Raw genomic sequence first — 24894 nt, forward strand, 5'->3', positions numbered from 1 at the left:
CTTTTTGCGATTCTTGCGCAGTGCTGCGCCCATTCTTCCGTATGCACCCGTATGCGCAGGTCAGAGCCGCAGTCAGACCTGTCCCGCAGTCTCGAAGGACGTATCAACCATGGCCGCCACCCCCGAGAATCCTGCCGCCGCGCCCCGCCGCAAGGTGAGCCGTCACCGTGGCGAGGGTCAGTGGGCCGTAGGTCACTTCACCCCGCTCAACGGCAACGAGCAGTTCAAGAAGGACGACGACGGTCTCAACGTGCGGACACGCATTGAGACGGTCTACTCCAAGCGGGGCTTCGACTCGATCGACCCCAACGACCTGCGCGGACGGATGCGCTGGTGGGGCCTCTACACCCAGCGCAAGCCCGGGATCGACGGCGGCAAGACCGCGATCCTGGAGCCGGAGGAGCTGGACGACAAGTACTTCATGCTGCGCGTCCGCATCGACGGCGGCCGGCTGACCACGCAGCAGCTGCGCGTCATCGGCGAGATCTCGCAGGAGTTCGCGCGCGGCACCGCCGACCTCACCGACCGGCAGAACGTCCAGTACCACTGGATCCGCATCGAGGACGTCCCGGAGATCTGGGACCGCCTGGAGGCCGTGGGCCTGTCCACGACCGAGGCCTGCGGTGACACGCCCCGCGTCATCCTCGGCTCGCCCGTCGCCGGCATCGCCGAGGACGAGATCCTCGACGGCACCCCGGCCATCGAGGAGATCCACCGCCGGGTCATCGGCAACAAGGACTTCTCGAACCTGCCCCGCAAGTTCAAGACCGCGATCTCGGGCTCGCCGCTGCTCGACGTGGCGCACGAGATCAACGACGTCGCCTTCGTCGGCGTGAACCACCCGGAGCACGGCCCCGGCTTCGACCTCTGGGTCGGCGGCGGCCTCTCCACCAACCCGAAGATCGGCCAGCGTCTCGGCGCCTGGGTCCCGCTCGACGAGGTCGCGGACGTCCACATCGGCGTCCTCTCGATCTTCCGCGACTACGGCTACCGGCGGCTGCGCACCCGCGCCCGTCTGAAGTTCCTGGTCGCCGACTGGGGCGTGGAGAAGTTCCGCCAGGTCCTGGAGGACGAGTACCTGCAGCGCAAGCTCGTCGACGGCCCCGCCCCCGACCAGCCGGTCGCCCGCTGGCGCGACCACGTCGGCGTGCACCGGCAGCAGGACGGCCGGTACTACGTCGGCTTCGCCCCGCGCGTCGGCCGCGTGGACGGCGCGACCCTGACGAAGATCGCCGAACTGGCCGAGGCGCACGGCTCGGGCCGGCTGCGCACCACCGTCGAGCAGAAGATGATCGTGCTCGACGTGGACGAGACGCGGATCGAATCGCTCGTCGAGGGCCTGGAGGCGCTCGACCTGACCGCGAAGCCCTCCACCTTCCGGCGCGGCACGATGGCCTGCACCGGTATCGAGTACTGCAAGCTCGCGATCGTCGAGACCAAGGCGCGCGGTGCTTCCCTGATCGACGAACTCGAGCGCCGCATCCCCGAGTTCGACGAGCCCATCACCATCAACATCAACGGCTGCCCGAACGCCTGCGCCCGCATCCAGGTCGCGGACATCGGTCTCAAGGGCCAGTTGGTCCTGGACGAGCGCGGCGAGCAGGTCGAGGGATACCAGGTGCACCTGGGCGGCGCGCTCGGCCTGGAGGCCGGGTTCGGCCGCAAGGTCCGTGGCCTGAAGGTGACTTCGGACGAACTGCCCGACTACATCGAGCGCGTCCTCAAGCGTTTCCAGGCGGAGCGCGAGGACGGCGAGCGCTTCGCCACCTGGGCCTCGCGCGCCTCCGAGGAGGCCCTGTCGTGAGTGAGCGTGCCGCGCCGTTCTACTGCCCCTACTGCGGGGACGAGGATCTGCGACCCAGCGAGGAGGGCCACGGCGCGTGGGAATGCGCGTCGTGCAACCGAGCCTTTCAGCTGAAGTTCCTCGGGCTGCTGTCCCGGGGCCTTCGGCAGGAAGAGCGTGGAGGGGCGGAGATATGACGACGATTCAGGAAGAGCGTACGGGCGAGGACTTGAGGAGCCTGGCCGAGCAGGCCGGGCGTGACCTGGAGGACGCCTCCGCGCTGGAGATCCTCCGATGGGCCGTGGACACCTTCGGCGAGAAGTTCTGTGTCACCTCCTCCATGGAGGACGCCGTCGTCGCCCATCTCGCCTCCCGCGCGGTGCCCGGCGACAGCCGCGTCGGCGTGGTCTTCCTCGACACCGGCTACCACTTCCCGGAGACGATCGGCACCCGTGACGCGGTCGAGGCCGTGATGGACGTCGACGTCATCACGCTCACCCCGCGCCAGACGGTCGCCGAACAGGACGCCGAGTACGGCCCGAAGCTGCACGACCGCGACCCGGACCTGTGCTGCGCCCTGCGCAAGGTCAAGCCCCTCGAAGAGGGCCTGACCGCGTACGACGCCTGGGCGACCGGGCTGCGCCGCGACGAGTCCCCGACCCGGGCGAACACCCCGGTGGTCGGCTGGGACGAGAAGCGGCAGAAGGTCAAGGTCTCGCCCATCGCGCGCTGGACGCAGGACGACGTCGACGCGTATGTCGCCGAGCACGGGGTCCTCACCAACCCGCTGCTGACGGACGGTTACGCCTCCGTCGGCTGCGCGCCCTGCACCCGCCGGGTGCTGGAGGGCGAGGACGCGCGCGCCGGCCGCTGGGCGGGCCGCTCGAAGACCGAGTGCGGGCTGCACGGATGACGGCGACGACGACGGCACCCACGACGACCGCGCCCGCCGCGGACCCCACGAATTCTCAGGAGCAGCAAGTGACGACCGGAGCCACCGTCTGGCTCACGGGTCTGCCGAGTGCCGGCAAGACCACCATCGCGTACGAGCTGGCAGGCCGGCTGCGCGAGGAGGGCCACCGTGTCGAGGTGCTCGACGGCGACGAGATCCGCGAGTTCCTCTCGGCGGGCCTCGGCTTCAGCCGCGCCGACCGGCACACCAACGTGCAGCGCGTCGGCTTCCTCGCCGAACTCCTCGCCCGCAACGGCGTCAAGGCGCTCGTCCCGGTGATCGCGCCCTACGCGGACAGCCGCGAGGCCGTGCGGGGGCGCCACCAGACCGGGGGCACCCCCTACCTGGAGGTGCACGTGGCGACCCCGGTGGAGGTCTGCTCCGTACGCGATGTGAAGGGGCTGTACGCCAAGCAGGCCGCGGGCGAGATCTCGGGGCTGACCGGCGTCGACGACCCGTACGAGGAGCCCGAGTCGCCCGATCTGCGGATCGAGTCGCACACCCAGACCGTGCAGGAGTCCGCTGCCGCGCTGCACGCGCTGCTCACCGAGAGGGGTCTCGCATGACGACCGTCGCCAGTGTCTCCGAGGAGACGCAGCGCAGCCCGTACGCGCTGTCGCACCTGGACGCGCTGGAGTCCGAGGCCGTGCACATCTTCCGTGAGGTCGCGGGCGAGTTCGAACGGCCGGTGATCCTCTTCTCCGGCGGCAAGGACTCCATCGTCATGCTGCACCTGGCGCTGAAGGCCTTCGCGCCCGCCGCGATCCCCTTCACGCTGCTGCACGTCGACACGGGACACAACTTCCCCGAGGTCCTCGGCTACCGCGACCGGACCGTGGAACAGCACGGCCTGCGTCTGCACGTCGCCTCGGTGCAGGACTACATCGACCGCGGAGTGCTGCGCGAGCGCCCGGACGGGACCCGCAACCCGCTCCAGACCCTCCCGCTCACCGAGAAGATCCAGGCCGAGCGCTTCGACGCGGTCTTCGGCGGCGGACGCCGCGACGAGGAGAAGGCCCGCGCCAAGGAGCGGGTGTTCTCGCTGCGGGACGAGTTCTCGCAGTGGGACCCCCGCCGCCAGCGCCCCGAGCTCTGGCAGCTCTACAACGGCCGCCACGCACCCGGCGAGCACGTCCGCGTGTTCCCGCTCTCCAACTGGACCGAGCTGGACGTCTGGCAGTACATCGCCCGCGAGGGCATCGAACTCCCCGACATCTACTTCGCGCACGAGCGTGAGGTCTTCCGGCGGGGCGGCATGTGGCTGACCGCCGGCGAGTGGGGCGGGCCCCGCGCGAGCGAGACTGTAGAGAAACGACAGGTGCGCTACCGGACAGTGGGCGACATGTCCTGCACCGGTGCGGTCGACTCCGACGCGACCACCCTGGACGCCGTCATCGCCGAGATCGCCGCCTCCCGCCTGACCGAGCGCGGCGCCACCCGCGCCGACGACAAGGTGTCCGAGGCCGCGATGGAAGACCGCAAGCGCGAGGGGTACTTCTAGACATGACCAGCACCACCGAACCCACCGAGCCCCTGTCGGTCGAGCAGTTGTCGGCGACGACCCTGCTGCGTTTCGCGACCGCGGGCTCCGTCGACGACGGCAAGTCCACGCTCGTCGGACGACTGCTGCACGACTCCAAGTCGATCCTCACGGACCAGCTGGAGGCCGTCGAGCGCGCCTCGGCGAGCCGCGGGCAGGACGCTCCGGACCTCGCGCTGCTCACCGACGGCCTGCGCGCCGAGCGCGAGCAGGGCATCACCATCGACGTCGCCTACCGCTACTTCGCCACCGCGCGCCGCCGTTTCATCCTCGCCGACACCCCCGGCCATGTGCAGTACACCCGCAACATGGTCACCGGCGCCTCCACCGCCGACCTGGCCGTCGTGCTCGTGGACGCCCGCAACGGCGTCATCGAGCAGACCCGCCGGCACGCCGCCGTCGCCGCGCTGCTGCGCGTCCCGCACGTCGTCCTCGCCGTGAACAAGATGGACCTCGTCGAGTACAAGGAGTCCGTCTTCGCGGCGATCGCCGAGGAGTTCACGGCGTACGCCTCCGAGCTGGGCGTCCCCGAGATCACCGCGATCCCGATCTCGGCTCTCGCCGGTGACAACGTGGTGGACGCCTCCGCGAACATGGACTGGTACGGCGGCCCGACGGTCCTGGAGCACCTGGAGACCGTGCCGGTCAGCCACGACCTGGCGCACTGCCACGCACGGCTGCCCGTGCAGTACGTGATCCGCCCGCAGACCGCCGAGCACCCGGACTACCGGGGGTACGCCGGTCAGATCGCGGCCGGTTCCTTCCGCGTCGGCGAGAGCGTCACCGTGCTGCCGTCCGGGCGCACCTCGAAGGTCGCCGGGATCGACCTGCTGGGCAAGCCGGTCGACATCGCGTGGACCCCGCAGTCGGTGACCCTCCTGCTGGAGGACGACATCGACATCTCGCGCGGTGATCTGCTCGTGCCGAGCAAGGACGCGCCCCCGACCACGCAGGACGTCGAGGCGACCGTCTGCCATGTGGCGGACGAGCCGCTCACCGTCGGCCACCGGGTGCTGCTCAAGCACGGCACCCGCACGGTCAAGGCGATCGTCAAGGACATCCCCTCCCGGCTGACCCTGGACGACCTCTCGCTGCACCCGCACCCGGGCCGGCTGGTCGCCAACGACATCGGCCGCGTCAAGATCCGCACCGCCGAGCCGCTCCCGCTCGACGCGTACGCCGACTCCCGGCGCACCGGCGCGTTCATCCTGATCGACCCGGCCGACGGCACCACGCTGACCGCGGGCATGGTCGGCGAGTCCTTCGCCGCGCCGCAGCCGGTCAAGGACGAGTCCGACGACGACGGTTGGGACTTCTGACATGAACCCCATCGACATCTACTCCACGTTCGCGAAGGAGGGCGGCCGCGTCGGCAGCGGCGCCCTCGGCAGCGGGCAGGGCGGAGTCGCGCGATGTGCGCGATGACGTACGCGCACTGCCTGCGCGCCCCGTCCCCCCACCCTCCCCCAAGTTCTCGGCTTCGCTCGAACAGGGCGGTACCCCCACCCCGGATGAGACGAAGACCTGCCGACCTTCCCGGCCACGACTGAAAACGTGACCGCCGGGCCAACGAGAGGAACACCTCCCGTGCCTGCCATCCGCTCCAACCGCTCCGCTCTGGTGCGCCGCGGCATCGCCGCCGCCACCGCTCTCCCCCTCCTCGCCCTCGCCGCCTGCAGCTACGGCTCCGACGCGAAGGACGACACCAAGGCGAAGGTCGCCGCCGGTTCGAAGAAGATCGACGGTCTCGACTCCGTGAAGATCGGCTACTTCGGCAACCTCACGCACGCCACCGCGCTGGTCGGCAACCAGAAGGGCTTCTTCCAGAAGAAGCTCGGCGCCACCGAGGCGAAGTACCAGATCTTCAACGCCGGCCCGTCCGAGATCGAGGCGCTCAACTCGGGCTCCATCGACATCGGCTGGATCGGCCCCTCGCCGTCGATCAACGGCTTCACGAAGTCCGAGGGCAAGAGCCTGCGCATCATCGGCGGTTCGGCCTCGGGCGGCGTCAAGCTCGTGGTCAACCCCAAGAAGATCAAGTCCCTGAAGGACGTCAAGGGCAAGAAGATCGCGACGCCGCAGCTCGGCAACACGCAGGACGTCGCGTTCCTCAACTGGGCCGCGGAGCAGGGCTGGAAGGTCGACGCGCAGAGCGGCAAGGGTGATGTGTCGGTCGTCCGCACCGACAACAAGATCACTCCGGACGCCTACAAGTCCGGCTCCATCGACGGCGCCTGGGTGCCGGAGCCGACCGCGTCCAAGCTGGTCGCCGAGGGCGGCAAGGTGCTGCTCGACGAGCGGGACCTGTGGCCCGACAAGAAGTTCGTGATCACGAACATCATCGTGTCGCAGAAGTTCCTCAAGGAGCACCCGAAGGTCGTCGAGGCGGTCCTCGAGGGCTCGGTCGAGACCAACAAGTGGATCAACGCCAACCCGGACGACGCGAAGGCCTCGGCGAACAAGCAGCTGGAGGCCGACTCGGGCAAGGCGCTGCCGGCCGACGTCCTCGACCCGGCCTGGAAGTCCATCCAGATCACCAACGACCCGCTGGCCTCGACGCTGAACTCCGAGGCGGACCACGCGGTGAAGGCCGGTCTCCTGGAGAAGCCGAACCTGACCGGCATCTATGACCTCACGCTCCTGAACAAGGTCCTCGCGGCCGCGGGCGAGAGCACGGTCGACGACGCCGGTCTCGGCGTCAAGTAAGTCCGGATCCCAGTGAGTTCCCAGGAGGTGACGACCATGGCCACGACGCTCGCCAAGGCCGCCGACGGCGCCGACACGACGGAGTACGCCGCCCGCATCGAGCACGTCTCGAAGTCCTTCGCCGGACCGGCGGGGCCCCAGCTCGTCCTCGACGACATCACTCTCGATGTCGCGCCGGGTGAGTTCGTCACCCTCCTGGGGGCCTCGGGGTGTGGCAAGTCCACGCTGCTGAACCTGGTGGCGGGGCTCGACAAGCCCTCCGCCGGAGGCATAACCACCAACGGGCGCCCGGCTCTGATGTTCCAGGAGCACGCCCTCTTCCCGTGGCTGACCGCGGGCAAGAACATCGAACTCGCCCTGAAGCTCAGGGGGGTTCCGAAGGCCGAGCGGCAGGGCCGGACCGAGGAACTGCTCGAACTCGTCCGCCTGAAGGGCGCGTACGGCAAGCGGGTGCACGAGCTGTCCGGCGGTATGCGCCAGCGCGTGGCGCTGGCCCGGGCGCTCGCGCAGGACAGCCAGATCCTGCTGATGGACGAGCCGTTCGCGGCGCTGGACGCGATCACCCGGGACGTGCTGCACGACGAGCTGACCCGGATCTGGCGCGAGACGGGTCTGTCCGTCCTGTTCGTCACGCACAACGTCCGCGAGGCGGTGCGACTCGCGCAGCGCGTGGTCCTGCTGTCCTCGCGCCCGGGGCGCATCGCCCGCGAGTGGACGGTGGACATTCCGCAGCCGCGCCGCATCGAGGACGCCCCCGTGGCGGAACTGTCCATCGAGATCACCGAAGAACTGCGTGGGGAGATCCGCCGCCATGGCCAGCACTGAGACGAAGGCCGACGCCGCCGTCAAGGACAACGACGGGCTGGGCGGTCTGGAGGCGGGCCTCGACGCGCTCGAGTCCTCCGTCGCCGGCCGCAGGTCCTTCGGCACGACGTTCCGGCAGAAGGTGCTCCCGCCGCTCGTCGCGTTCGCGATCGTCCTCGTGGCGTGGCAGGCACTGATCACGTTCAAGATCGTCGATGACCCGACCAAGCTGCCCTCGCCGTCCGACGTCTGGGCCGAGGTCCAGGACGCCTGGCTCCAGGGCACGCTGCTCGACTACATCTGGACCAGCGTCTCGCGGGGTCTGCTCGGCTTCCTGTTCGCCCTGGTGATCGGGACCCCGCTGGGCCTGCTGGTGGCCCGGGTGAGGTTCGTGCGCGCCGCGATCGGCCCGATCCTGTCGGGCCTGCAGTCCCTGCCCTCGGTGGCCTGGGTGCCGCCGGCCGTGATCTGGCTGGGTCTGAACAACTCGATGATGTACGCGGTGATCCTGCTCGGCGCCGTCCCGTCGATCGCCAACGGGCTGGTGTCGGGCGTGGACCAGGTGCCGCCGCTGTTCCTGCGGGCGGGCCGCACGATGGGTGCTACGGGCCTGCGCGGGACCTGGCACATCGTGATGCCGGCCGCGCTGCCCGGCTACCTGGCCGGTCTGAAGCAGGGCTGGGCGTTCTCGTGGCGCTCCCTGATGGCCGCGGAGATCATCGCCTCCTCCCCCGACCTCGGCGTGGGCCTCGGCCAGTTGCTGGAGAACGGCCGCAACGCCAGCTCCATGCCGATGGTCTTCCTCGCCATCTTCCTCATCCTGTTCGTCGGTATCGCCATCGACCTGCTGATCTTCAGCCCGGTGGAGCGGCGGGTACTGCGCAGCCGCGGACTCCTGGTGAAGGGCTGACCCCGTCATGAGCAGGCCGGAGCGCCCCGTCCTCGTCGTCATCGCCCACGGCAGCCGCGACCCGCGGCACGCCGCGACGGTGCATGCCCTGGTACGAAGGGTGCGCGCCCAGCGCCCCGGCCTGCGCGTGGAGACCGCCTTCCTGGACTTCAACATCCCTTCCGTGCAGGGGGTGCTGAACTCCCTGGCGGCCGAGGGCGTTCGCGACGTGGTGGCCCTGCCGCTGCTGCTGACCCGCGCCTTCCACGCCAAGTCGGACATCCCGGCGGTGCTGCGGGAGGCACCGTCGCGCCTGCGCGTCCGGCAGGCGGAGGTGCTCGGCCCCTCCCCGCTGCTGACGGCCGCGCTCGAACGCCGCCTGTACGAGGCCGGGCTGACGCCCGCCGACAAGTCCTCGACCGGGGTCGTGCTGGCCTCGGCGGGGTCCACCGACCCGGAGGCGATCGCAGTGATCGCAGAAATCGCGCGGGAGTGGCGGCACACCGGTTGGTGCGCCGTGCGGCCTGCGTTCGCCTCCGCATCCCTTCCCCGCACCGAGGACGCCGTCCGCGAACTCCGCGCCCTCGGCTGTGAGCGCGTCGCCGTCGCCCCGTACGTCCTGGCCCCCGGTTTCCTGCCGGACCGGATCGCCCGGGGTGCCGCCGGGGCCGACGTCCTCGCCGATGTCCTCGGTCCCGCGCCGGAGGTCGCGCGGGTCCTGCTGGACCGCTACGACGAGGCCCGGATGCCGTCCTTGCAGGCGATCGGCGCCTGAATCCCCCGGCTGCCGCGGGGCGGGATCAGTCGAAGGCGAGCCCGCCCGTGCGGGTCCTCTTGAGCTCGAAGAAGTCGGGGTGGGCGGCGAGGACACGGAAGCTGTCGAACAGTTCGGCGGCCTTCTCACCGCGCGGGACGGCCCGGAGCACCGGGCCGAACCACACCGTTCCATCGACGTGAAGGGTGGGAGTCCCCACATAGGCGCCGGAGTCCCGCTCGGTGCCGGCGTCATGGCTGCGGCGCACCGCCTCGTCGTACGAGGGGTCGTGGGCCGCGTCGGCCAGTTCGGCCGGGAGTCCGAGCTCGGCGAGCGACTCGGCGACGACGGCGTCGAAGTCCTTCACCTCGCGCAGATGGATGCGGGTGCCGAAGGCGGTGTAGAGATCGCGCAGCACCTTCTCGCCGTGCTGCTCGGCCGCGGCCACCGCGACCCGTACCGGACCGATGGACTTGTCCACCAACTCGCGGTACCAGCCGGGCAGTTCGTTGCCGATGTTGTGCAGGTACAGGCTCATCGCGTGGAAGCGGAGGTCGAGCGGACGCTCCCGCTCGACCTCCAGCATCCAGCGTGAGGTGATCCAGGCGAAGGGACAGGCGGGGTCGAACCAGAAGTCGACGCGGGTGGGCGAGGTGGTCGTCATGCGGTCGAGGCTAGTCACGCATTGGCACAGAATCCCGGCCCAATTGCTCGCGGAATCCTTGGCCCAATCGCCGCCGGACCGCGTCTTCGCCTGCGCCGGACCAGCGGCGGCCGACCGGGAGCCTCCGTCCGCCCGCACGGCGGACCAGGTCTCCTCACTCGGCTGCCCCGGCGTCTCTCCTCACACGCCGGACCAGGCCTTCTCATCCGCCGGACCAGGCTTCCTACGCCGTGGACCAGCGCGGATCGCGGCCGCTGTGGGCGAGGGCGCGCTCGAACACGGGCGCGTCGTCGGGCACGTCCACCGGGTCGGCGAAGCCGTCGTAGCGGCGGTAGAGCTCGGCATGGGTGTCGACCACGTCCAGGACGAACCGTGCCGCGCCGTCCGAGACACGGAACGGCTGGCCGGTGGCCGCGGCGACGTCCCAGCCGTGCACCGCCATCTCCTTCACGACCATCGAGGCGATCTCCGCGGCGGGCATCTTCGCCACGCCGATGTCGACCTCGCCGTCCCACACGGCGGGGTCGTCCCAGGCGGCGACCGCGCGGTCGAGCTGCTCGGCGTAGGCCTCGGCCCAGCCGGGTTCGGCCGTGAAGTCGCGCGCGGTCAGCTCCTCGGGGAGCTGCTTGCGCAGGGCCCGGTGCTCGAGTCCGTGCGCCGTGTAGAGGACCCAGTGGTTGACCAGGGTGCGGACGTCCCAGTCCGTGCAGTGCGAGGACCGGGACAGCTGCGCCGCCGTGACACCGCGGGCCACACGGGCGGCCTCGGCGGCGCATTCGACCATGTGCGGATACACGTTCTTGTACGGATCGTTCATGGGTTCCACGCTAGGGACGCGGCGCCCGCTCCTCTTGAACAAACGCGACAGCCTCGTCGGCCAGCCGCACGAGCTCCGTCACCGGCATCGACCCCGCCGCCCGGCGTTCGCGCGCGAAGGTGTTGGCCAGCCGCTGGAGCAGGTCGTTGAGCGGGGTCGGTACGCCGTGCAGCCGGCCCAGGAGCGCGATCTCGCCGTTCAGGTAGTCGGCCTCGATGGTGCCGGTGCCGCGGTGCAGGGACTGCCAGGAGGAGCCCGCGCCGCGCTCGGAGCCGTCGAAGGGCTTGAAGGTGATCTTGTCGGCGCGGGCCCGGCTCTGCTCCTCCTCGCCGGCGTAGGCGATACCGGCCGCGTCGAGCACCGCCGCGCCCTCCGCCCGTACCCGCGCGAAGAGCGCCAGGCCCTCCTCGCCGGTGAGGACCCCGCTGACCGCCTCGATCGCGTTGGCGAGATTGCCCAGGAGCTTGGCGTACTGCCAGCGCGCCACGTCCGGAACGACCGGCGCCTCGAAGTGCGCCGTCTCCAGGTCCGCGGCGATCCGGCGGACCGTGTCGTCGGTGCCGTGCGGAACCCGGCCGAGGTGCAGGATGCCGGTGAGCGGGGAGCCGGGCGCCGCGACGACGCCGGGTTCGACGAAGGTGGCGGGGAGCCAGACGCAGACCCCGTACACCCGGCGGAAGCGGCGCAGCGCCAGACGGCGGCTCTCGACGCCGTTCTGCGCGCAGACCACCGGCAGCCGCTCGGCGGCCGTGCCGCCGCCCGCGACCGGACTCGGTCCCCAGTCCCGCAGGGCCGCCTCGCTGTCCTGGGTCTTCACGGTGAGGACCAGCACGTCGTCCGCGCGCAGTTCCCCGAGCGCCTCCGGTCCGTCGACCGCGGGGAGCCGGTGGGTGCGCGGGCCCTCGGGGGTCACGAACCGCAGCCCGTCGGCACGCAGCGCCGCGAGATGCGCGCCCCGGGCCACGAGGACGACCTCGTGCCCCGCCTCGGCGAGCCGGCCCCCGACAGCTCCGCCGACCGCCCCGGCCCCGATGATGACGTAGCGCATACGACGAGCCTCGCACAGAAGGGTGTAGCGGGCAGCGGGTTCGGCGGGTCACCCTTCGACGACGCCGAACGGGGTGCCCTGGTGGAAGTACAGGAGCCATTCGTTCCCGGTCAGCCGCCACAGCGAACTCCGGTGCGCGCGGCGGCCGTTGTTCTCGGTGTCGAACGTCAGATGGACCAGGTCGGCGGCGAGCTGGACACCCCTCATGCGCGAGGTCGTACTGCGGCTCCCGGTCTCCGTCTCCGCGGCCAGCGACGCGACGATCGAGGCGCGGTCCCAGATGCGTCCGGACAGGCCGAACTCGTAGAACTCGGGGTGCAGCAGCGCGCCGACGAGGTCGGGCGAGCGGCGGACCGCCGGGTCGAGCAGGCGCAGTTCGCCCTCGATGGCGGCCTCGACGGCGGCATTGCGCTCAGGCACCGGTCAGTTCCTCCAGTTTGACGACGGTGTTCCAGTTCCGTGTGGTGGCGAGGACGCCCTTGAGGAGCCTGGGCTTCGCCAGGGCCTCCGCCAGCTTGGAGCGGCCGAGACCGTCGGGTGCGTACAGGTAGAGGACGCGGTCCCCCAGGCGGAACTCCTCGGGGAGGAAGACCGCGGGCTCGACGGAGGCGAAGCGCCCGGCGTCGACGGGGTCCGAGAAGTACGTGATGTGCAGCTGCTTGGCCTCCAGTTCGGCGGCCGGGAACGGGCACGCCTCCCGGACGGTCCGCAGATAGCCGTGATCACGGACGAGCACGCCGACGCCGAACCCGAAGTGCTTCTCGATGGCCCCGGAGAGTTCCTCGGCGAGGGAGTCCTCGTCGCCGTGGCCGCTGCTGAACACCGCGTTCCCGCTCTGGAGATACGTACGGACGTCGCCGTACCCAAGTCCTTCCATCAGGGTGCGGAGCTCGGCCATCGGCACCTTCTTCGCACCGCCCACATTGATGCCGCGCAACAGCGCCGCGTACGTCGTCGTCATCCGCACACCATAAAACGGGCGTCGTGCCCCGCGGGGGTGGGCACGACGGCCGGGGTGCCACGGGGCCGCGCGGCGGCCTCCAGGACGTGATCGTCCCTGAGCGGCGTCCCCGAGAAGGGCCAATACGTGTAAGGGGCCTCCGTCCTCCCCAGTGCGGAGACCCCGGGGTCCGCGGGGAGGAGCCGGGGCACGGAGGGTTCACCAGGCAGTACGAGGAGACGGGCTTGTCCGCCCCATACCGTCAGTACGAAAGGTGACGGCAGGGGGTTGTCACCGTGCACAAGGGGGCTGGCCCGTCATGGGGAACGGAGACACACGGGTGCGGGGCATCGCCGCGCGAGCAGGCGGCTGGAGCGCCCGCCACCGATGGGCGGCCGTCGGAATCTGGGTGCTGTTCGTCGTCCTGGCGATGGGCCTCGGCTCCGCGGCGGGCCGCGTCGACGTCAAGGAGAGCGACCAGCTCAAGGGCGAGACGCACACCGCGGCCAAGATCATCGAGGACGCCGACATCAAGGAGCCGGCCGGCGAGACGGTCCTGATCCAGGCGAAGGACGCGGGCACCAAGGCCACGGACGCGGAGTTCCGGAGCGCGGTCGCCGCGGTCGTCGAGGCGGTCGGCGCCACCGGCAAGGTCACGGACGTGACATCGCCGTACGACACGAAGACGATCTCGAAGGACGGCCGCAGCGCGCTCGTGCAGTTCGACATGCGCGGCGACTCCGAGACGGCGGGCGAGCGCGTCGAGCCCGTGCTGAACGCCGTGAAGGGCGTGCAGAAGGACCATGCCGGGCTGCGGATCGAGGAGATCGGCGGCGCCAGCATGATGAAGCAGTACGACGACGCGTTCGGCGACGACTTCCAGAAGGCCGAACTCTCCGCCGTGCCCGTCGCGCTCGGCATCCTGCTGATCGCGTTCGGCGCGCTGGTCGCCGCGCTGCTTCCGGTGGCGCTCGCGGTCACCGCCATCATGGCGACGATGGGTCTGATGGGCGTCGTCAGCCACCTGATGCCGATGAGCGACACGGCCAACTCCGTGATGCTGCTGGTGGGTCTGGCCGTCGGTGTCGACTACTGCCTGTTCTATCTGCGGCGTGAGCGCGAGGAGCGCGAGGCGGGCCGCGACGCCGCCACCGCGCTGCGGATCGCCGCCGCGACCAGTGGCCGCGCCATCATCGTCTCCGGTGTCACCGTGTGCGTGGCGATGGCGGGCATGCTCTTCACCGGGCTCGCCGAGTTCGAGGCGATGGGCCTGGCCTCGCTGATGGTCGTCGCCGTCGCCATGGTCGGTTCGGTCACCGTGCTGCCCGCGCTGCTCTCCCTGCTCGGCGAGCGGGTCGAGAAGGGCCGCCTCCCGTTCCTGCGCCGGGCCAAGCGGCGCGGCGCGAACGGCGGCCGGAGCAACCGTCGTCCGGCCGACCAGGGCAGCCGGTTCTGGAGTGCCGTCCTGCGCGTCGTGCTCGCCCGGCCCGCGATCTCCCTGGTCGTCGCGACGGGCACGCTGCTCGCCATCGCCGCTCCGGCACTCGGCATGAAGACCCAGCAGCTCACCCTGGACAAGGAGTTCGGCGACTCGCTGCCGATCGTGGGCACGTACAACCGGGTCAACGACGCCTTCCCCGGCGGCTCCGAGCCGGCCGAGGTGGTCGTCAAGGCGCGGGACATCAACGCCGCCGATGTGAAGGCGGCGCTCACCGACTTCCGTGCGGCGGCGATCAGTTCGGGCGCCTCGCGCGGTCCGGTCGACATCAAGGTGCACGCGGAGCACAACGTCGCCTTCGTCTACGTCCCGCTGGTCGGCGGTTCCGATCAGGACAAGGCGGAGAAGAGCCTGGAGCTGCTGCGCGACACGGTGCGCCCGGAGACACTCGGCAAGGTCGACGGCGTGGAGGCTCCGATCACCGGGCAGGTCGCGGGATCGCACGACTTCAACGACCAGCTGGTCGGCTCGGTGACCCCGGTCTTCGCCTTCGTGGTCGTCTTCGCCTTCATCCTGATGCTGCTCTCCTTCCGCTCGCTGACGATCGCCATCACCTCGATCGTCCTCAACCTCCTCTCCGTGGCGGCCGCCTACGGCATCCTGGTCGCGGTCTTCCAGCACGGCTGGGGCGCGTCCCTGGTGGGCGCGGAGGGCGTCGGCGCGATCGTCACCTGGCTGCCGCTGTTCCTCTTCGTGATCCTCTTCGGGCTCTCGATGGACTACCACGTGTTCGTGGTCTCCCGGATCCGTGAGGCACGGCTGCGGGGCCGCAGCACCAAGGACGCGATCCGGCACGGAGTGGTCACCACGGCCGGTGTCGTCACCAGCGCCGCCGTCATCATGGTCGCCGTCTTCGCGATCTTCGGAACGCTGTCCATGCAGTCCATGAAGCAGATGGGTGTGGGCCTGGCGGCCGCGGTGCTCATCGACGCGACGATCATCCGGGGTGTGCTGCTCCCCGCGGTGATGGCGCTGCTCGGCGAGCACAACTGGTACCTGCCGAAGTGGCTGGACCGGATGCCCGACCTCACGCACGACGAGTCACCGGAGGCCGTCGCGGCTCCGGCGCCGGTGACGATCGAGGGCGAGCGGGCCGGGGTGTAGCAGGCCACCGGAACCACCGGCCGGAGCGACTCGGCGTCCTCCAGGGCCTGTCGGTCTCTCAGGGCCCGTCGGCCCCCTCCCTCCGGGGAAGGGGCCGACGGGCCCTTCGCGCGTGGTTCACGTCCGCGCGCGCAGTTCCGCCTCGATGAGGTCGGCGGCCCGCCGGGTGCCTCCCTCCTCGGCCATCCGTTCGCGGATCTCCCGCAGCCGGCGCACCACTTCGGGATCGTCGGCCACCGCGAGGACGGCCTCGCGCAGGGTGGCGGCGGTGGCCTCCTCCATGGGGAGGTGGCGGGCGACGCCGAGCGCCTGGAGCATGTCGGCGTTGCCGAACTGGTCGACCGCCTGCGGTACGGCCACCATCGGCGTGCCGGTGGCCAGTCCCTCCTGGCTGCCGCCCGCGCCCGCGTGGGTGATGAACGCGTCGGCCTGCCGGAGGACCGAGAGCTGCGGCACCCACGGGTGCACCTCCACGTTGCCGGGCAGCTCGCCCAGCTCCGCCGGGTCGACGAACTTTCCGATCTGCAGCACGACATGCCAGTCCGGCACGTCTTCGAAGGCCTCGGCGCACGCGCGGTAGAAGGCGGGCTGCTTGGTGAAGCTGGAACCCAGTGACACGAGCAGCACCCGCCCGGCACCGGCGGGCCGCCGCCACTCCCCCTGCGCGGCACGGTCGCCCTGACAGGCTCCGACGAAGGAGTAGCGCCGCTCGTCGACGCGGTCGGCGTTCGGCTGAAGGACCCGCGGGATGAGGACGAGGCAGCGGTCGGGGCGGCCCATGAAGTCCTCGACGCTCAGGTCCATGCCGTTCTCGGCGATCCAGCCGGCGAAGGTCTCGTAGAACGCCTTGCCGCGCGGGGTCTGCTTGAGCGGCTCGAACAGCGGCTTGCCGACCTCCTCCTCGTAGCCCTCCCAGGCCACCAGGTTCGGTGAGAGCTGCACGATCGGGACACCCCAGCGATGGGCGAGCACCCGGGCGGGATAGGCGGTGATGTCGTACAGCACCAGATCCGGCTCGTCCCCCGCGTAGGCCGCCGCGAGCTGCGGCTCGGCCTGCAGGGCGTCCGCCAGGAACGGCTCGATGTTGTCGATCAGCTCGGTCCCCCACGCGTCCGGATCGTCGTCGGTGGGCAGCGTCGAGTTCCACGGCTTCGGTTCCGCGCCCGTCTCGGCGATCCGGTCGGCGAACGCGGGCGGAATCGCGTACGTGACACGGTGGCCGCGGGCGACGAGTTCCCTGATCACTTCGATGCTCGGGTTCACATGGCCCTGGGCGGCGATGGAGAACATGGCGATATGGGCGGGTCGAGTGGTCATGCGCCGAGCCTAAGCGAGACGATACGTATCGTCCAGCCAATAGACGTCTGCGGTCGCGGCCCACGTGCGGATCGGGTACCACGGAAAGCGGGGCCCACCGCGACGAAGGGGCGGCTCACCGTGCAGACGCGTCTCGACGAGATCGCCGACGGCATCTACCGGATCTCGACCCACGTCCCCGAGATCGCCCCGCCGGCGGGTTTCACCTTCAACCAGTTCCTGGTGGCGGCGGAGGAACCCCTGCTCTTCCACACCGGGATGCGCGCCCTCTTCCCGTCGGTCTCCGAGGCCATCACGCGGGTGATGCCGGTCGACCGGCTGCGCTGGATCACGTTCGGGCATGTCGAGGCCGACGAGTGCGGCGCGGTGAACGAGTTCCTGGCCGAGGCCCAGCACGCCGAGGTCGCACACAACACCCTGGGCTGCCTGGTCACGCTGAACGACCTGGTCTCCCGGCCGCCGCGGCCGATGGGCGGGGGAGAGCGTCTGGACATCGGCGGCCACGAGGTGCGGCGGGTCGTGCGGAACATCAACACCCCGCACGTACCCCACAATTGGGAGGCCCGGCTGCTCTTCGAGGAGCACACCCGCACCCTCTTCTGCGGTGACCTGTTCACCCACCTCGGGAACGGTCCCGCTGTCACCGGCGACAATCTCGTCGAACTCTGCCTGGAGGCGGAGGAGTTGTTCCGCCAGATCTCGTGCCTGACGGCGATGACGGCCACGCTGCGCTCACTCGCGGAGCTGCGGCCCGCCACCCTCGCCGTGATGCACGGCTCCTCGTTCAACGGTGACTGCCCCCGCGCGCTGAACGACCTCGCGGACGCCCTCGACTCCCGCTTCGGCCCCGAGGCCGCGTTCGTGTCCCGCCCGAGCGTGCTGGCGGGACCGCATCCCGGTTCGGCGTGACCCACGCCCGGACGGCGAACCTCATACGTGGCCGGGGTGCGGGCGCCCCGGCCACCGTGCCGTCCGCCGGGAGAGTAGGGCTCAGGCGGCCTTGGTCACCGCGTCGCGCTCGAACGAGTTGATCGTGCGCGTGAAATCCCGGGTGGACAGCAGAAGTTTGTAGATGATGGCGAGTTCGAAGACGAGAAGCAGCGCTCCGGAGACGACGGTCGCCTCCACGACGGAGTCGAGAAGCGGGCCGATGATGAAGGCGCCCATCTGGAATTCGATTCCGCTCACCAGGTGGGGACGAATCCGGTGCCGCAACAGGAGAGAGCGCATCCGCAGATAGGTCGGAAAACGGTGCCGGAACTCCCGCTGCAGATCGATGACCTGGGCCGAGGGAACGGCCGTCACGCTCTCCGTGGCCTCCGCCCCGGCGGCCGCCTCGGCCTTGCCCAAGTCCTGCTCGATGTCGGCCTCGGGGTTGTCGCGCAGCAGGTCCTCCATGAAGGTCAGCTCGGCCTGGTTCTCGGCGCGGCGCGCCTCCCGCAGCCGCGACTTGATCTGCTTCCGCATGGAGTGACGGATCTTGAAGATCTCCAGGGAGTTGATGTAGCGCAGGGTGTCGAGTCCCACGACGGCGAGGGCAAGCCAGATGTACAGCGTCTCCCCGGTGCGCTGATACTGGCCGGCCATCAGCGCCACCGCGCACACGGCCACCCGGATGCGGTCGAAGACGAAGTCCAGCCAGGCGCCGAACACCGAGCCCTGACCGGTGAGCCGGGCGAGCTTGCCGTCCATGCAGTCGAAGATGAAGCTGACGTGGTAGACCACCGCACCCGCGACGAGCCAGCGCCAGTCGCCGAGCGCGAAGCAGGCCGCCGAGACCAGGCCGAGCAGGAACGCGCCCCAGGTGATCTGGTTCGGCGTGATCCTCGTCCGCATGGCGAGCTGCCTGACCAGGGGGGTGGCGACCGGGTCGACGAGCAGCACGGTCCACCACGCGTCACGCTTCTTCTCCGTGATGCGCCGCACCTCGGAGAGGTCCGGAATGTCTCGACGTATGAGTCGCATGGGTCAACTTCCTGATGTTCGACTGGAATTAACCTCACGCTAGGAATCCCCTTGCCCAAGGCACAAGATCCGCTCCGTGCAACCTTTTCAAGGGGGTAACGGTCCCATCAGTACCCGAGTCGATGGGACTTTCCGGCAGGCCCCGCGTTACCCGAGCGTTATGCAATGACCCGACCGTTATTCAACGTGCGCCAGGACTTCACCGTCCGAGCGCAACCGTGACGGAAGGGCGTCGCGGCACTCGTGGACGGTGACATTCCGGTGGCCCCTGCCGTGCTTGTGGCCCTCCCCCGCGCAATTCCGCTTCGCCGGGATCCGTTTCCCCCGGGTGCCGCTCCCATGGTGACCTCCCCGACCGGATCCCGTTGCGCGCCGGGTGGCACCGCGCGACTCCGGACACCGGACACCACGCACCGGGTCCGACCTGTGGGAATGGGACACTGGCCGACGGATGGCGTGACCCCGCGCCGTCGTACGCGAGGGCAGCGCGGGCGGCGCGCGAGGACACGGAGGCGAGCGATGGACGAGGCACGGGCGCGGGACGTACTGGCGGCGGCGAAGGTGCTGCCGGGGCCGGCGCGGGACGCGTCGCTCCTCGCCCTCGGCGAGAACGCGGTGTTCGCCGCCGGCGAGCTGGTCGTCAAGGTGGGGCGGGATGCCGAACTCCTCGACCGCGCGCGCCGGGAGCTGGACATCGCCGCGTGGCTGGCCGGGTCGGGCGTCCCCGCCGTGCGGGCCGCCGAGCCGGAGCCGCTGCTGGTCGAAGGGCACCCCGTGACGGTGTGGCACCGGCTGCCCGATCCCGTCCGCCCCGCCGAGCCGCGCGACCTGGCCGGACTCCTCCGGGTGGTGCACGCACTGCCCTCCCCCTCCTTCACCCTGCCGCCCCGCGAACTCCTCGGCGGTGTGGAGCGCTGGCTGCGCCTGGCGGGCGACGCGATCGACCCCGGGGACGCCGCGTATCTGCGGGAGCGGCGCGACGGGTTCGCCGCGGCCGCCGCCGCGCTCGCCTCGCATCTGCCGCCGGGCCCGATCCACGGCGACGCGCTGCCCCGCAACGTCCATGTCGGCCCGGACGGACCGGTCCTGGTCGACCTGGAGACCTTCTCCGCCGATCTGCGCGAGCACGACCTGGTGGTCATGGCCCTCTCCCGTGACCGTTACGGGCTTCCCGCCGAGGCGTACGACTCCTTCACCGCGGCGTACGGCTGGGACGTCCGCGCGTGGGAGGGCTGCTCCGTCCTCCGGGGCGCCCGTGAGACGGCCAGCTGCGCCTGGGTCGCCCAGCACGCGCCGGCCAACCCCGAGGCGCTGGCGGAGTTCGAACGCAGGGTGGCGTCCCTGCGGGACGGCGACGAGACGGTGCGCTGGTACCCGTTCTGACCGGACGCCCGGCCGACCGCGCGATCGACGGAGTCGTCCTCCACACCGACGACCGCCTCTCGGCGAAGATCGCGGGTGCCTCCGGTCTCGCCCCCGCGCGGCGCCCTGCAGGCCCCGGCGTCCTCTACGGCGCCGGCTCCCACCGGCAGACGATCACGGTCCCTCCGGTCTCGCCCCGGCACGGGCTCCCCGGTACGCCCTGGCGCCCGCTCCGGGCCTGCTACGGCGCCGGCTTCGACCAGCCCGCGGTGCCCGCTCCCCGGTCCCGCGGCGCGCCCGCTCCGGGCAGGACCCGGTGACCCCGGTTCCATGTCGGGTGGCGGGTGGCAGGGCGCGGGAGGCGGTCGGGTCAGACTCTGTCGTCCGCCAGGTCCCGCAACGGCCAGGTCCCGTCCACCACCGCGTCCGCGTCGCCCTTGCGGCGCAGGAAGCCCTGGAAGTCGGCCGCCCATTCCGCGTACCAGTCGATCTGGCGGCGGTGCAGCTCGGCGGGGCCGAGGGCCGCGACCTTGGGGTGGCGGCCGGCTATGGCGCAGGCGAGCCGGGCCGCGGCGAGCGCGTCGGCCGAGGCGTCGTGGGCGGAGTCCAGGACCACTCCGTACTCGGTGCAGACCGCTTCGAGGTTGCGCTTGCCCCGGCGGTAGCGGTCCACCGAGCGGTCGATCGTGTACGGGTCGATGACGGGGGCCGGGTCGATGCCGCCGAGCCGCTCGCGCAGCGACGGCAGTCCGTACCGGCGCAGTTCGGCGGAGAGCAGCGTGAGGTCGAAGGCCGCGTTGTACGCGACGACCGGGACGCCGGTCCGCCAGTAGGTGACGAGGACGCCCGCTATCGCGTCGGCGACCTCGTCGGCGGGCCGGCCCTCGGTGGCCGCCCGCTCATTGGTGATCCCGTGCACGGCCACCGCGTCGACGGGGATCTCCACGCCCGGATCGGCCAGCCACTCGCGGCGCCCTCCCGGCTCTCCGTCCTTGACCTCGATCACGGCACCCGTGACGATGCGCGCCTCGCGCGGATCGGTCCCGGTCGTCTCCAGGTCGAAGCCGATCAGCAGCTCCCGGTGCCAGCCCATGGGCGGCCCCCCTTCTTCGTGGTGCTTTCCCCCAGTGGTCTCCACGATCCCATGAGCCACTGACAATCCGAGGACCGCATTCCGCCCGGCCGAGGGGAGAGCCTCTTCAGGACACAGGCCGCGAATCGGCCCAGGCCACCTCGAACTCCTCGCGATAGGTGGGGAAAAGTCCCTCTTCATTACTTTCGTCCGGTTTGACGAGCCGGCTGCCGCCGCGCAGCACCAGGACCGGCGCCTCCATGCCGCGCGTCCGGCGCAGATACGACTGCACGACCGCGATGCCGTCCGAGCCGTCCCCGTCCACGAGGTAGGCGGTGAAGCGGGGCGTCTCGTCGTAGACCTGGATCTCGAAGGCGTCCGGGTCACGCAGCCTGGACCGGACCCGTCGCATGTGCAGGATGTTCATCTCGACGGCCCGGCTCAACTCGCCGCGTTTGATGCCGAGTTCACGCTCCCGCCGTTTGACGGCGCTGGACGCGGGGTTCAGGAACAGCAGCCGCGTCCGGCAGCCGGACTCGGCGAGGCGGACCAGCCGGCGCCCGGAGAAGTTCTGCACCAGCAGGTTCAGGCCGATGCCGATCGCGTCGAGGCGGCGGGCTCCGCCGAAGAGGTCCTCGGCGGGGAACTGGCGCAGCAGCCGCACCCGGTCGGAGTGCACCCCGACGACGTCCGCGTACCGGTCGCCCACGAGGTCCTCGACGGCGTCCACGGGCAGCCGACGCGCGGAGGGCACGTCGCTCCCGGCGCCGAGGATCTCCAGGAGCTTGGCCGCGGCCCGCTCGGCCTGGCCCAGCACGGCCTCGGACAGGGCGCGGTTGCGCGACACGACGTTCCGGGTCACTTCCAGTTCGTCCAGGGCCAGTTCGACGTCCCTGCGCTCGTCGAAGTAGGGCTCGAAGCACGGCCAGTGCTGCACCATCAGCTCGCGCAGCTGGGGCAACGTGAGGAAACTGAGCACGTTGTCGTCGGCCGGGTCGAGCAAGTACCCCTTGCGGCGGCTGACTTCGCGGACGGCGACCGCCCGCTGCACCCACTCCTGCCCGGCGGGACCCGCGGCGGCGACCACCCAGTCGTCGCCGTGGACGGGTTCGTAGATGGGACGGAGAACAGCGGCCACGACCGCGCGCAGCCGCTGTTCGACCAGGTTCAGCCAGATGTAGGCGCGCCCGGCTCGCTGGGCGCGCGTACGCACCTCGCGCCAGGCGTCGGCGCCCCAGTCCAGTTCCGGTCCAATGGATCCCATTTCCATCGGCCGTGCCAGGGACACCGCGCCGGGTGGGACATCTGTGGAGTTCCCCTCGTGACCCTCGTCACCAGGAGGCAACTCCAGCCCTCCCGAGCCCACCCGCGCACCGCCTTCCGCTCCCCCGAGCACTCCCCAGGGGCCAGGCCCCAATCAACGATCAAGGAAGGGTACTCCGGGAGCGGCGAGCGGTGCAGCCCGATGCACAGGTCGTTTCCCAACTACCTTGGTTCGACATGCCCGTTCTGGTTCGCCAGCTCCGGCGGAGTGAGCGGATTCATAGCGGTGACATCACGCGGGGCGAGGGCGAAGCCCTGCCAGTGGACCGGCATGGGCTGCTGGTCCTCGTCGCGGGCGATGTGGTGGAAGCCCGAGTTGACCCAGACGACGGGGTGCGTGAGCGTCTGCCCGCCGACCCACTTGTCCACGGATTTGCCGTGTCCGGCACCGCAGTTGCGCAGGTTGTCGCTGGCGAACTGCTCGCACTTGTTGTACTCGGTGAAGTAGACGTCGTGCTTGGTGAAGGCACGGCCGAGGTACTTGGTGGTCGCGCCCGGGACGAGCTCGTAACTGCGGGCGTGGTTGTCCTTGTTCTTGCCGGAGTTGCTGACGAGACGCCACCAGCGCGAGTTCTTGGCGTCGCCCGCGAGTTCCTTGGTGATCTTCGTGACCGTGGTCTTCTTGCTCGGGGCCTCGGCGCCGCTGGCGGGCGGGCTGACCGTGGAGTCGTACTGCTCCACCTTGGCCTTGGAGGAGCCGTCCAGGCCGAAGTTGAGCCGCCAGAAGACGTTGTGGCTGTGGCTGGTGGCGTAGTCCTTGGCGCCCTTGCCGAGCGGCCAGCCGCGGCCGTCACCCGCGTCGTAGTCACCGGGCGAGAGGCTGCCGGTGGCGCCGACGTTCATGTTGAGGGTGCCGTCGTCCTGGAAGCGCCACTCGGTGATGTACTCGTACCAGCCGACCCTGTTGACGGTGTAGACGAGAAGGTCCTTGCCCTGCTTCTGGAAGACCTTGTTCCCGGTGTCGGCCTCCATCCGGTAGGCGTGACCGCGCGAACGGGTCGTGGTGCACAGGCCCTTGACGTTCGCGTGCTGCGGGTCCCAGGCGTCCGGGACCTTGACCGTCTTGATGGCGCCGCCGGGACATTCGGCGGGGACCATGTCGACCAGGCCCTGGCCGAAGCCGGCGCCCGTCAGGTCGCTGTACTCGACCGAGCCGTCGTCGTAGGGGACGTCGATCTGGGCGAGCTTGGCGCTGCTGAGGACCTTGATCGGGGCGGCCTCGCCGGGGGGCTGGTACGAGATGTCCTCAAGGACGAGCCCGGCCTCGCTCTCGTAGTGCCAGCACATCCGCCAGGTGGTGCCGGTGGCGAGCTTCTGCTCGATCCGGTAGGCCGCGCTGCAGTCGGCGGCCGGGGCGGGCGCGGCCTTCGGCTGGGCGACGGCCGGTCCTGCGGCCGTCGTCGCGCCGGCGGCCAGGGCGAGCACCGAGAGGCCCGCCGCCGCCCGGCTGCGGGCACGGCTGTTTCTGTTGACGCGCATGAAGAAGTGACTCCTTGCGGAAAGCAGTGAAGGTGGGAAGGAGAGAGGGGCGGCGCTCAGCCGAGCTTGCCGACCTTGCGGGTGCTCAGGTCGATCACCAGGTCACGGCTGTCGATCCAGGGCCCGTTCTTGACCTTCGGGAAGAGCCGTACGCAGCGGTGCTCGCCACAGGCGTCGAGGACGGCGGGCTGGGCGCCGGGCGTCGCGCGGTAGACCATGCTGTTGAGCATCAGCTGGTCGGGCGAGGCGAGTTCCTTGCCGGTGGCGTCCTTGAAGTCGGCCTTGAGGCCGGCGCCGAGCGGGTCGGCGATCAGCAGCTCGGCGGCCTCGGTCATCTCGTCGCGGCTGATCGGCGGCTGCACGTCGTGCTGGGTGCCCGTCCTCTCGACCTTCCCGGTGTCGAGGTTGACGGTCTTGGTGACGAGCGTGTCGTCCTTGTAGTCGTAGAACGTGACGTCGGCGCGGCGCGGCGCGTTCGGGTCGTCCAGTTCGGCCGTCTCCGGTTCGGCGAGGTCGACGCCGATCCGCTGCGGTCCCCGCTCCCCCTCGACGTTCTCGGTGGCGTTGAACAGCTGCCGGTTCACCGCGATCCGCTCGACGCGCTTCATCTCGTCGTCGGTCAGCGGGTCGCGGCCCTTGCCCTTCTCGCCCTGGGCCGGAGCCCGCTCGACGACGCCGGGCTGCACCGCTCCGCCCTGCTCCCGCAGCGCCGCCCGCTCCTGCGCGGTCGTGCCGGCTGCCAGGCCCCCGTCCTGCTCGTCGGCCCCCGCCGACCCCGGAAGGGTGATACCGACCATCACGGCCGTCCCGGCCACCGCGATGGCCGCACCCGCCACCACCTTGCCCAGATGGCGGTGCACTATCTTGCGCACATTTC

General features: G+C 70.6%; 24 protein-coding genes. 13 read left to right on the forward strand and 11 right to left on the reverse strand.

Going from position 1 to position 24894, the window contains the following annotated elements:
* The first annotated feature begins 109 nt into the window (after positions 1-109).
* The 10 genes from OOK38_RS03085 to OOK38_RS03130 all read left to right on the forward strand — a co-directional run bounded on the left by OOK38_RS03085 (position 110) and on the right by OOK38_RS03130 (position 9449).
* Positions 110-1804: a nitrite/sulfite reductase gene (locus OOK38_RS03085; protein ID WP_266763621.1), complete on the forward strand. Its 1695-nt coding sequence runs from the start codon at positions 110-112 to the stop codon at positions 1802-1804.
* A complete protein-coding gene (locus tag OOK38_RS03090; protein WP_266763620.1) occupies positions 1801-1980 on the forward strand; it encodes a hypothetical protein in 180 nt (59 codons plus the stop codon). Before OOK38_RS03085 ends, OOK38_RS03090 begins: the two co-directional genes overlap by 4 nt.
* Positions 1977-2696, forward strand: a complete 720-nt coding sequence (locus OOK38_RS03095; protein WP_266763619.1) for a phosphoadenylyl-sulfate reductase — start codon at positions 1977-1979, stop codon at positions 2694-2696. Before OOK38_RS03090 ends, OOK38_RS03095 begins: the two co-directional genes overlap by 4 nt.
* Positions 2693-3301, forward strand: coding sequence for an adenylyl-sulfate kinase (cysC, locus tag OOK38_RS03100; RefSeq protein ID WP_266763618.1), 609 nt, complete (start codon positions 2693-2695; stop codon positions 3299-3301). Before OOK38_RS03095 ends, cysC begins: the two co-directional genes overlap by 4 nt.
* A complete protein-coding gene (gene cysD, locus OOK38_RS03105; protein ID WP_266763617.1) occupies positions 3298-4236 on the forward strand; it encodes a sulfate adenylyltransferase subunit CysD in 939 nt (312 codons plus the stop codon). The genes cysC and cysD overlap by 4 nt, the downstream gene beginning before the upstream one ends.
* A 2-nt stretch (positions 4237-4238) precedes the next feature.
* Entirely contained in the window at positions 4239-5594 is a 1356-nt protein-coding gene (locus OOK38_RS03110; protein ID WP_266763616.1) for a sulfate adenylyltransferase subunit 1, read from the forward strand.
* 277 nt (positions 5595-5871) lie between these two features.
* Entirely contained in the window at positions 5872-6981 is a 1110-nt protein-coding gene (locus tag OOK38_RS03115; RefSeq protein ID WP_266765904.1) for an aliphatic sulfonate ABC transporter substrate-binding protein, read from the forward strand.
* Positions 6982-7017: 36 nt separating this feature from the next.
* The gene (locus OOK38_RS03120; RefSeq protein ID WP_266763615.1) at positions 7018-7806 is read left to right on the forward strand and encodes an ABC transporter ATP-binding protein; all 789 of its coding nucleotides are present in this window, start codon (positions 7018-7020) and stop codon (positions 7804-7806) included.
* The gene (locus OOK38_RS03125) at positions 7793-8695 is read left to right on the forward strand and encodes an ABC transporter permease (RefSeq protein ID WP_266763614.1); all 903 of its coding nucleotides are present in this window, start codon (positions 7793-7795) and stop codon (positions 8693-8695) included. The genes OOK38_RS03120 and OOK38_RS03125 overlap by 14 nt, the downstream gene beginning before the upstream one ends.
* A gap of 7 nt (positions 8696-8702) precedes the next feature.
* Positions 8703-9449 (forward strand): sirohydrochlorin chelatase, encoded by a 747-nt coding sequence (locus OOK38_RS03130; RefSeq protein WP_266763613.1) that lies wholly within the window; start codon positions 8703-8705, stop codon positions 9447-9449.
* A gap of 25 nt (positions 9450-9474) precedes the next feature.
* Here OOK38_RS03130 and OOK38_RS03135 read toward each other — a convergent pair whose 3' ends face one another.
* The 5 genes from OOK38_RS03135 to OOK38_RS03155 form a co-directional block, all read right to left on the reverse strand.
* Complete coding sequence (locus OOK38_RS03135) at positions 9475-10092, reverse strand: DsbA family protein (RefSeq protein ID WP_266763612.1); 618 nt, start codon at positions 10090-10092, stop codon at positions 9475-9477.
* A gap of 223 nt (positions 10093-10315) precedes the next feature.
* Positions 10316-10909, reverse strand: coding sequence for a TIGR03086 family metal-binding protein (locus tag OOK38_RS03140; protein WP_266763611.1), 594 nt, complete (start codon positions 10907-10909; stop codon positions 10316-10318).
* Between the two features lie 10 nt (positions 10910-10919).
* Positions 10920-11957: a ketopantoate reductase family protein gene (locus tag OOK38_RS03145; protein WP_266763610.1), complete on the reverse strand. Its 1038-nt coding sequence runs from the start codon at positions 11955-11957 to the stop codon at positions 10920-10922.
* Between the two features lie 48 nt (positions 11958-12005).
* Positions 12006-12377: a nuclear transport factor 2 family protein gene (locus OOK38_RS03150; RefSeq protein WP_266763609.1), complete on the reverse strand. Its 372-nt coding sequence runs from the start codon at positions 12375-12377 to the stop codon at positions 12006-12008.
* Positions 12370-12918 (reverse strand): DUF1697 domain-containing protein, encoded by a 549-nt coding sequence (locus OOK38_RS03155; RefSeq protein WP_266763608.1) that lies wholly within the window; start codon positions 12916-12918, stop codon positions 12370-12372. The genes OOK38_RS03150 and OOK38_RS03155 overlap by 8 nt, the downstream gene beginning before the upstream one ends.
* 298 nt (positions 12919-13216) lie before the next feature.
* Here OOK38_RS03155 and OOK38_RS03160 point away from each other — a divergent pair, with 298 nt between their 5' ends.
* Positions 13217-15499 carry an MMPL family transporter gene (locus OOK38_RS03160; protein WP_266763607.1) on the forward strand — a complete coding sequence of 761 codons (2283 nt, stop codon included), beginning with the start codon at positions 13217-13219 and terminating at the stop codon, positions 15497-15499.
* A gap of 117 nt (positions 15500-15616) precedes the next feature.
* Here OOK38_RS03160 and mgt read toward each other — a convergent pair whose 3' ends face one another.
* Positions 15617-16816 carry a macrolide-inactivating glycosyltransferase gene (gene mgt / locus OOK38_RS03165; RefSeq protein ID WP_266763606.1) on the reverse strand — a complete coding sequence of 400 codons (1200 nt, stop codon included), beginning with the start codon at positions 16814-16816 and terminating at the stop codon, positions 15617-15619.
* Between the two features lie 120 nt (positions 16817-16936).
* Here mgt and OOK38_RS03170 point away from each other — a divergent pair, with 120 nt between their 5' ends.
* On the forward strand, positions 16937-17725 hold the full coding sequence (locus OOK38_RS03170) for an MBL fold metallo-hydrolase (RefSeq protein ID WP_266763605.1): 789 nt from the start codon (positions 16937-16939) through the stop codon (positions 17723-17725).
* A gap of 81 nt (positions 17726-17806) precedes the next feature.
* Here the strand turns inward: OOK38_RS03170 and OOK38_RS03175 are convergent, their stop codons facing one another.
* Complete coding sequence (locus OOK38_RS03175; protein ID WP_266763604.1) at positions 17807-18781, reverse strand: CDP-alcohol phosphatidyltransferase family protein; 975 nt, start codon at positions 18779-18781, stop codon at positions 17807-17809.
* 519 nt (positions 18782-19300) lie between these two features.
* On the opposite strand from OOK38_RS03175, the gene OOK38_RS03180 reads away from it, so the two are divergent.
* The gene (locus tag OOK38_RS03180) at positions 19301-20164 is read left to right on the forward strand and encodes a phosphotransferase enzyme family protein (protein ID WP_266763603.1); all 864 of its coding nucleotides are present in this window, start codon (positions 19301-19303) and stop codon (positions 20162-20164) included.
* Between the two features lie 349 nt (positions 20165-20513).
* Here OOK38_RS03180 and OOK38_RS03185 read toward each other — a convergent pair whose 3' ends face one another.
* The 4 genes from OOK38_RS03185 to OOK38_RS03200 form a co-directional block, all read right to left on the reverse strand.
* Positions 20514-21236, reverse strand: a complete 723-nt coding sequence (locus OOK38_RS03185; protein ID WP_266763602.1) for a 3'-5' exonuclease — start codon at positions 21234-21236, stop codon at positions 20514-20516.
* Between the two features lie 106 nt (positions 21237-21342).
* Positions 21343-22581 (reverse strand): SAV2148 family HEPN domain-containing protein, encoded by a 1239-nt coding sequence (locus tag OOK38_RS03190; protein ID WP_266763601.1) that lies wholly within the window; start codon positions 22579-22581, stop codon positions 21343-21345.
* A gap of 119 nt (positions 22582-22700) precedes the next feature.
* Positions 22701-24017, reverse strand: a complete 1317-nt coding sequence (locus OOK38_RS03195; RefSeq protein ID WP_266763600.1) for a copper amine oxidase — start codon at positions 24015-24017, stop codon at positions 22701-22703.
* Positions 24018-24073: 56 nt separating this feature from the next.
* Complete coding sequence (locus tag OOK38_RS03200; RefSeq protein WP_266763599.1) at positions 24074-24889, reverse strand: Tat pathway signal sequence domain protein; 816 nt, start codon at positions 24887-24889, stop codon at positions 24074-24076.
* Between the last annotated feature and the right edge of the window lie 5 nt (positions 24890-24894).

It is taken from the genome of Streptomyces sp. NBC_00568 (genome assembly GCF_026341855.1).
In the GTDB taxonomy this organism is placed as follows: Bacteria; Actinomycetota; Actinomycetes; order Streptomycetales; family Streptomycetaceae; genus Streptomyces.

What these genes read in the sequence shown, in the direction of transcription:
- cysC (WP_266763618.1), top strand. Translation starts at nt 2,693, where the DNA reads ATGACGGCGACGACGACGGCACCCACGACGACCGCGCCCGCCGCGGAC.
- OOK38_RS03145 (WP_266763610.1), bottom strand. Translation starts at nt 11,957, where the DNA reads ATGCGCTACGTCATCATCGGGGCCGGGGCGGTCGGCGGAGCTGTCGGG.
- OOK38_RS03125 (WP_266763614.1), top strand. Translation starts at nt 7,793, where the DNA reads ATGGCCAGCACTGAGACGAAGGCCGACGCCGCCGTCAAGGACAACGAC.
- OOK38_RS03095 (WP_266763619.1), top strand. Translation starts at nt 1,977, where the DNA reads ATGACGACGATTCAGGAAGAGCGTACGGGCGAGGACTTGAGGAGCCTG.
- OOK38_RS03195 (WP_266763600.1), bottom strand. Translation starts at nt 24,017, where the DNA reads ATGCGCGTCAACAGAAACAGCCGTGCCCGCAGCCGGGCGGCGGCGGGC.
- OOK38_RS03135 (WP_266763612.1), bottom strand. Translation starts at nt 10,092, where the DNA reads ATGACGACCACCTCGCCCACCCGCGTCGACTTCTGGTTCGACCCCGCC.
- OOK38_RS03180 (WP_266763603.1), top strand. Translation starts at nt 19,301, where the DNA reads ATGGACGAGGCACGGGCGCGGGACGTACTGGCGGCGGCGAAGGTGCTG.
- OOK38_RS03140 (WP_266763611.1), bottom strand. Translation starts at nt 10,909, where the DNA reads ATGAACGATCCGTACAAGAACGTGTATCCGCACATGGTCGAATGCGCC.
- OOK38_RS03175 (WP_266763604.1), bottom strand. Translation starts at nt 18,781, where the DNA reads ATGCGACTCATACGTCGAGACATTCCGGACCTCTCCGAGGTGCGGCGC.
- mgt (WP_266763606.1), bottom strand. Translation starts at nt 16,816, where the DNA reads ATGACCACTCGACCCGCCCATATCGCCATGTTCTCCATCGCCGCCCAG.
- OOK38_RS03085 (WP_266763621.1), top strand. Translation starts at nt 110, where the DNA reads ATGGCCGCCACCCCCGAGAATCCTGCCGCCGCGCCCCGCCGCAAGGTG.
- OOK38_RS03120 (WP_266763615.1), top strand. Translation starts at nt 7,018, where the DNA reads ATGGCCACGACGCTCGCCAAGGCCGCCGACGGCGCCGACACGACGGAG.
- OOK38_RS03155 (WP_266763608.1), bottom strand. Translation starts at nt 12,918, where the DNA reads ATGACGACGACGTACGCGGCGCTGTTGCGCGGCATCAATGTGGGCGGT.
- OOK38_RS03130 (WP_266763613.1), top strand. Translation starts at nt 8,703, where the DNA reads ATGAGCAGGCCGGAGCGCCCCGTCCTCGTCGTCATCGCCCACGGCAGC.
- OOK38_RS03110 (WP_266763616.1), top strand. Translation starts at nt 4,239, where the DNA reads ATGACCAGCACCACCGAACCCACCGAGCCCCTGTCGGTCGAGCAGTTG.
- cysD (WP_266763617.1), top strand. Translation starts at nt 3,298, where the DNA reads ATGACGACCGTCGCCAGTGTCTCCGAGGAGACGCAGCGCAGCCCGTAC.
- OOK38_RS03160 (WP_266763607.1), top strand. Translation starts at nt 13,217, where the DNA reads ATGGGGAACGGAGACACACGGGTGCGGGGCATCGCCGCGCGAGCAGGC.
- OOK38_RS03185 (WP_266763602.1), bottom strand. Translation starts at nt 21,236, where the DNA reads ATGGGCTGGCACCGGGAGCTGCTGATCGGCTTCGACCTGGAGACGACC.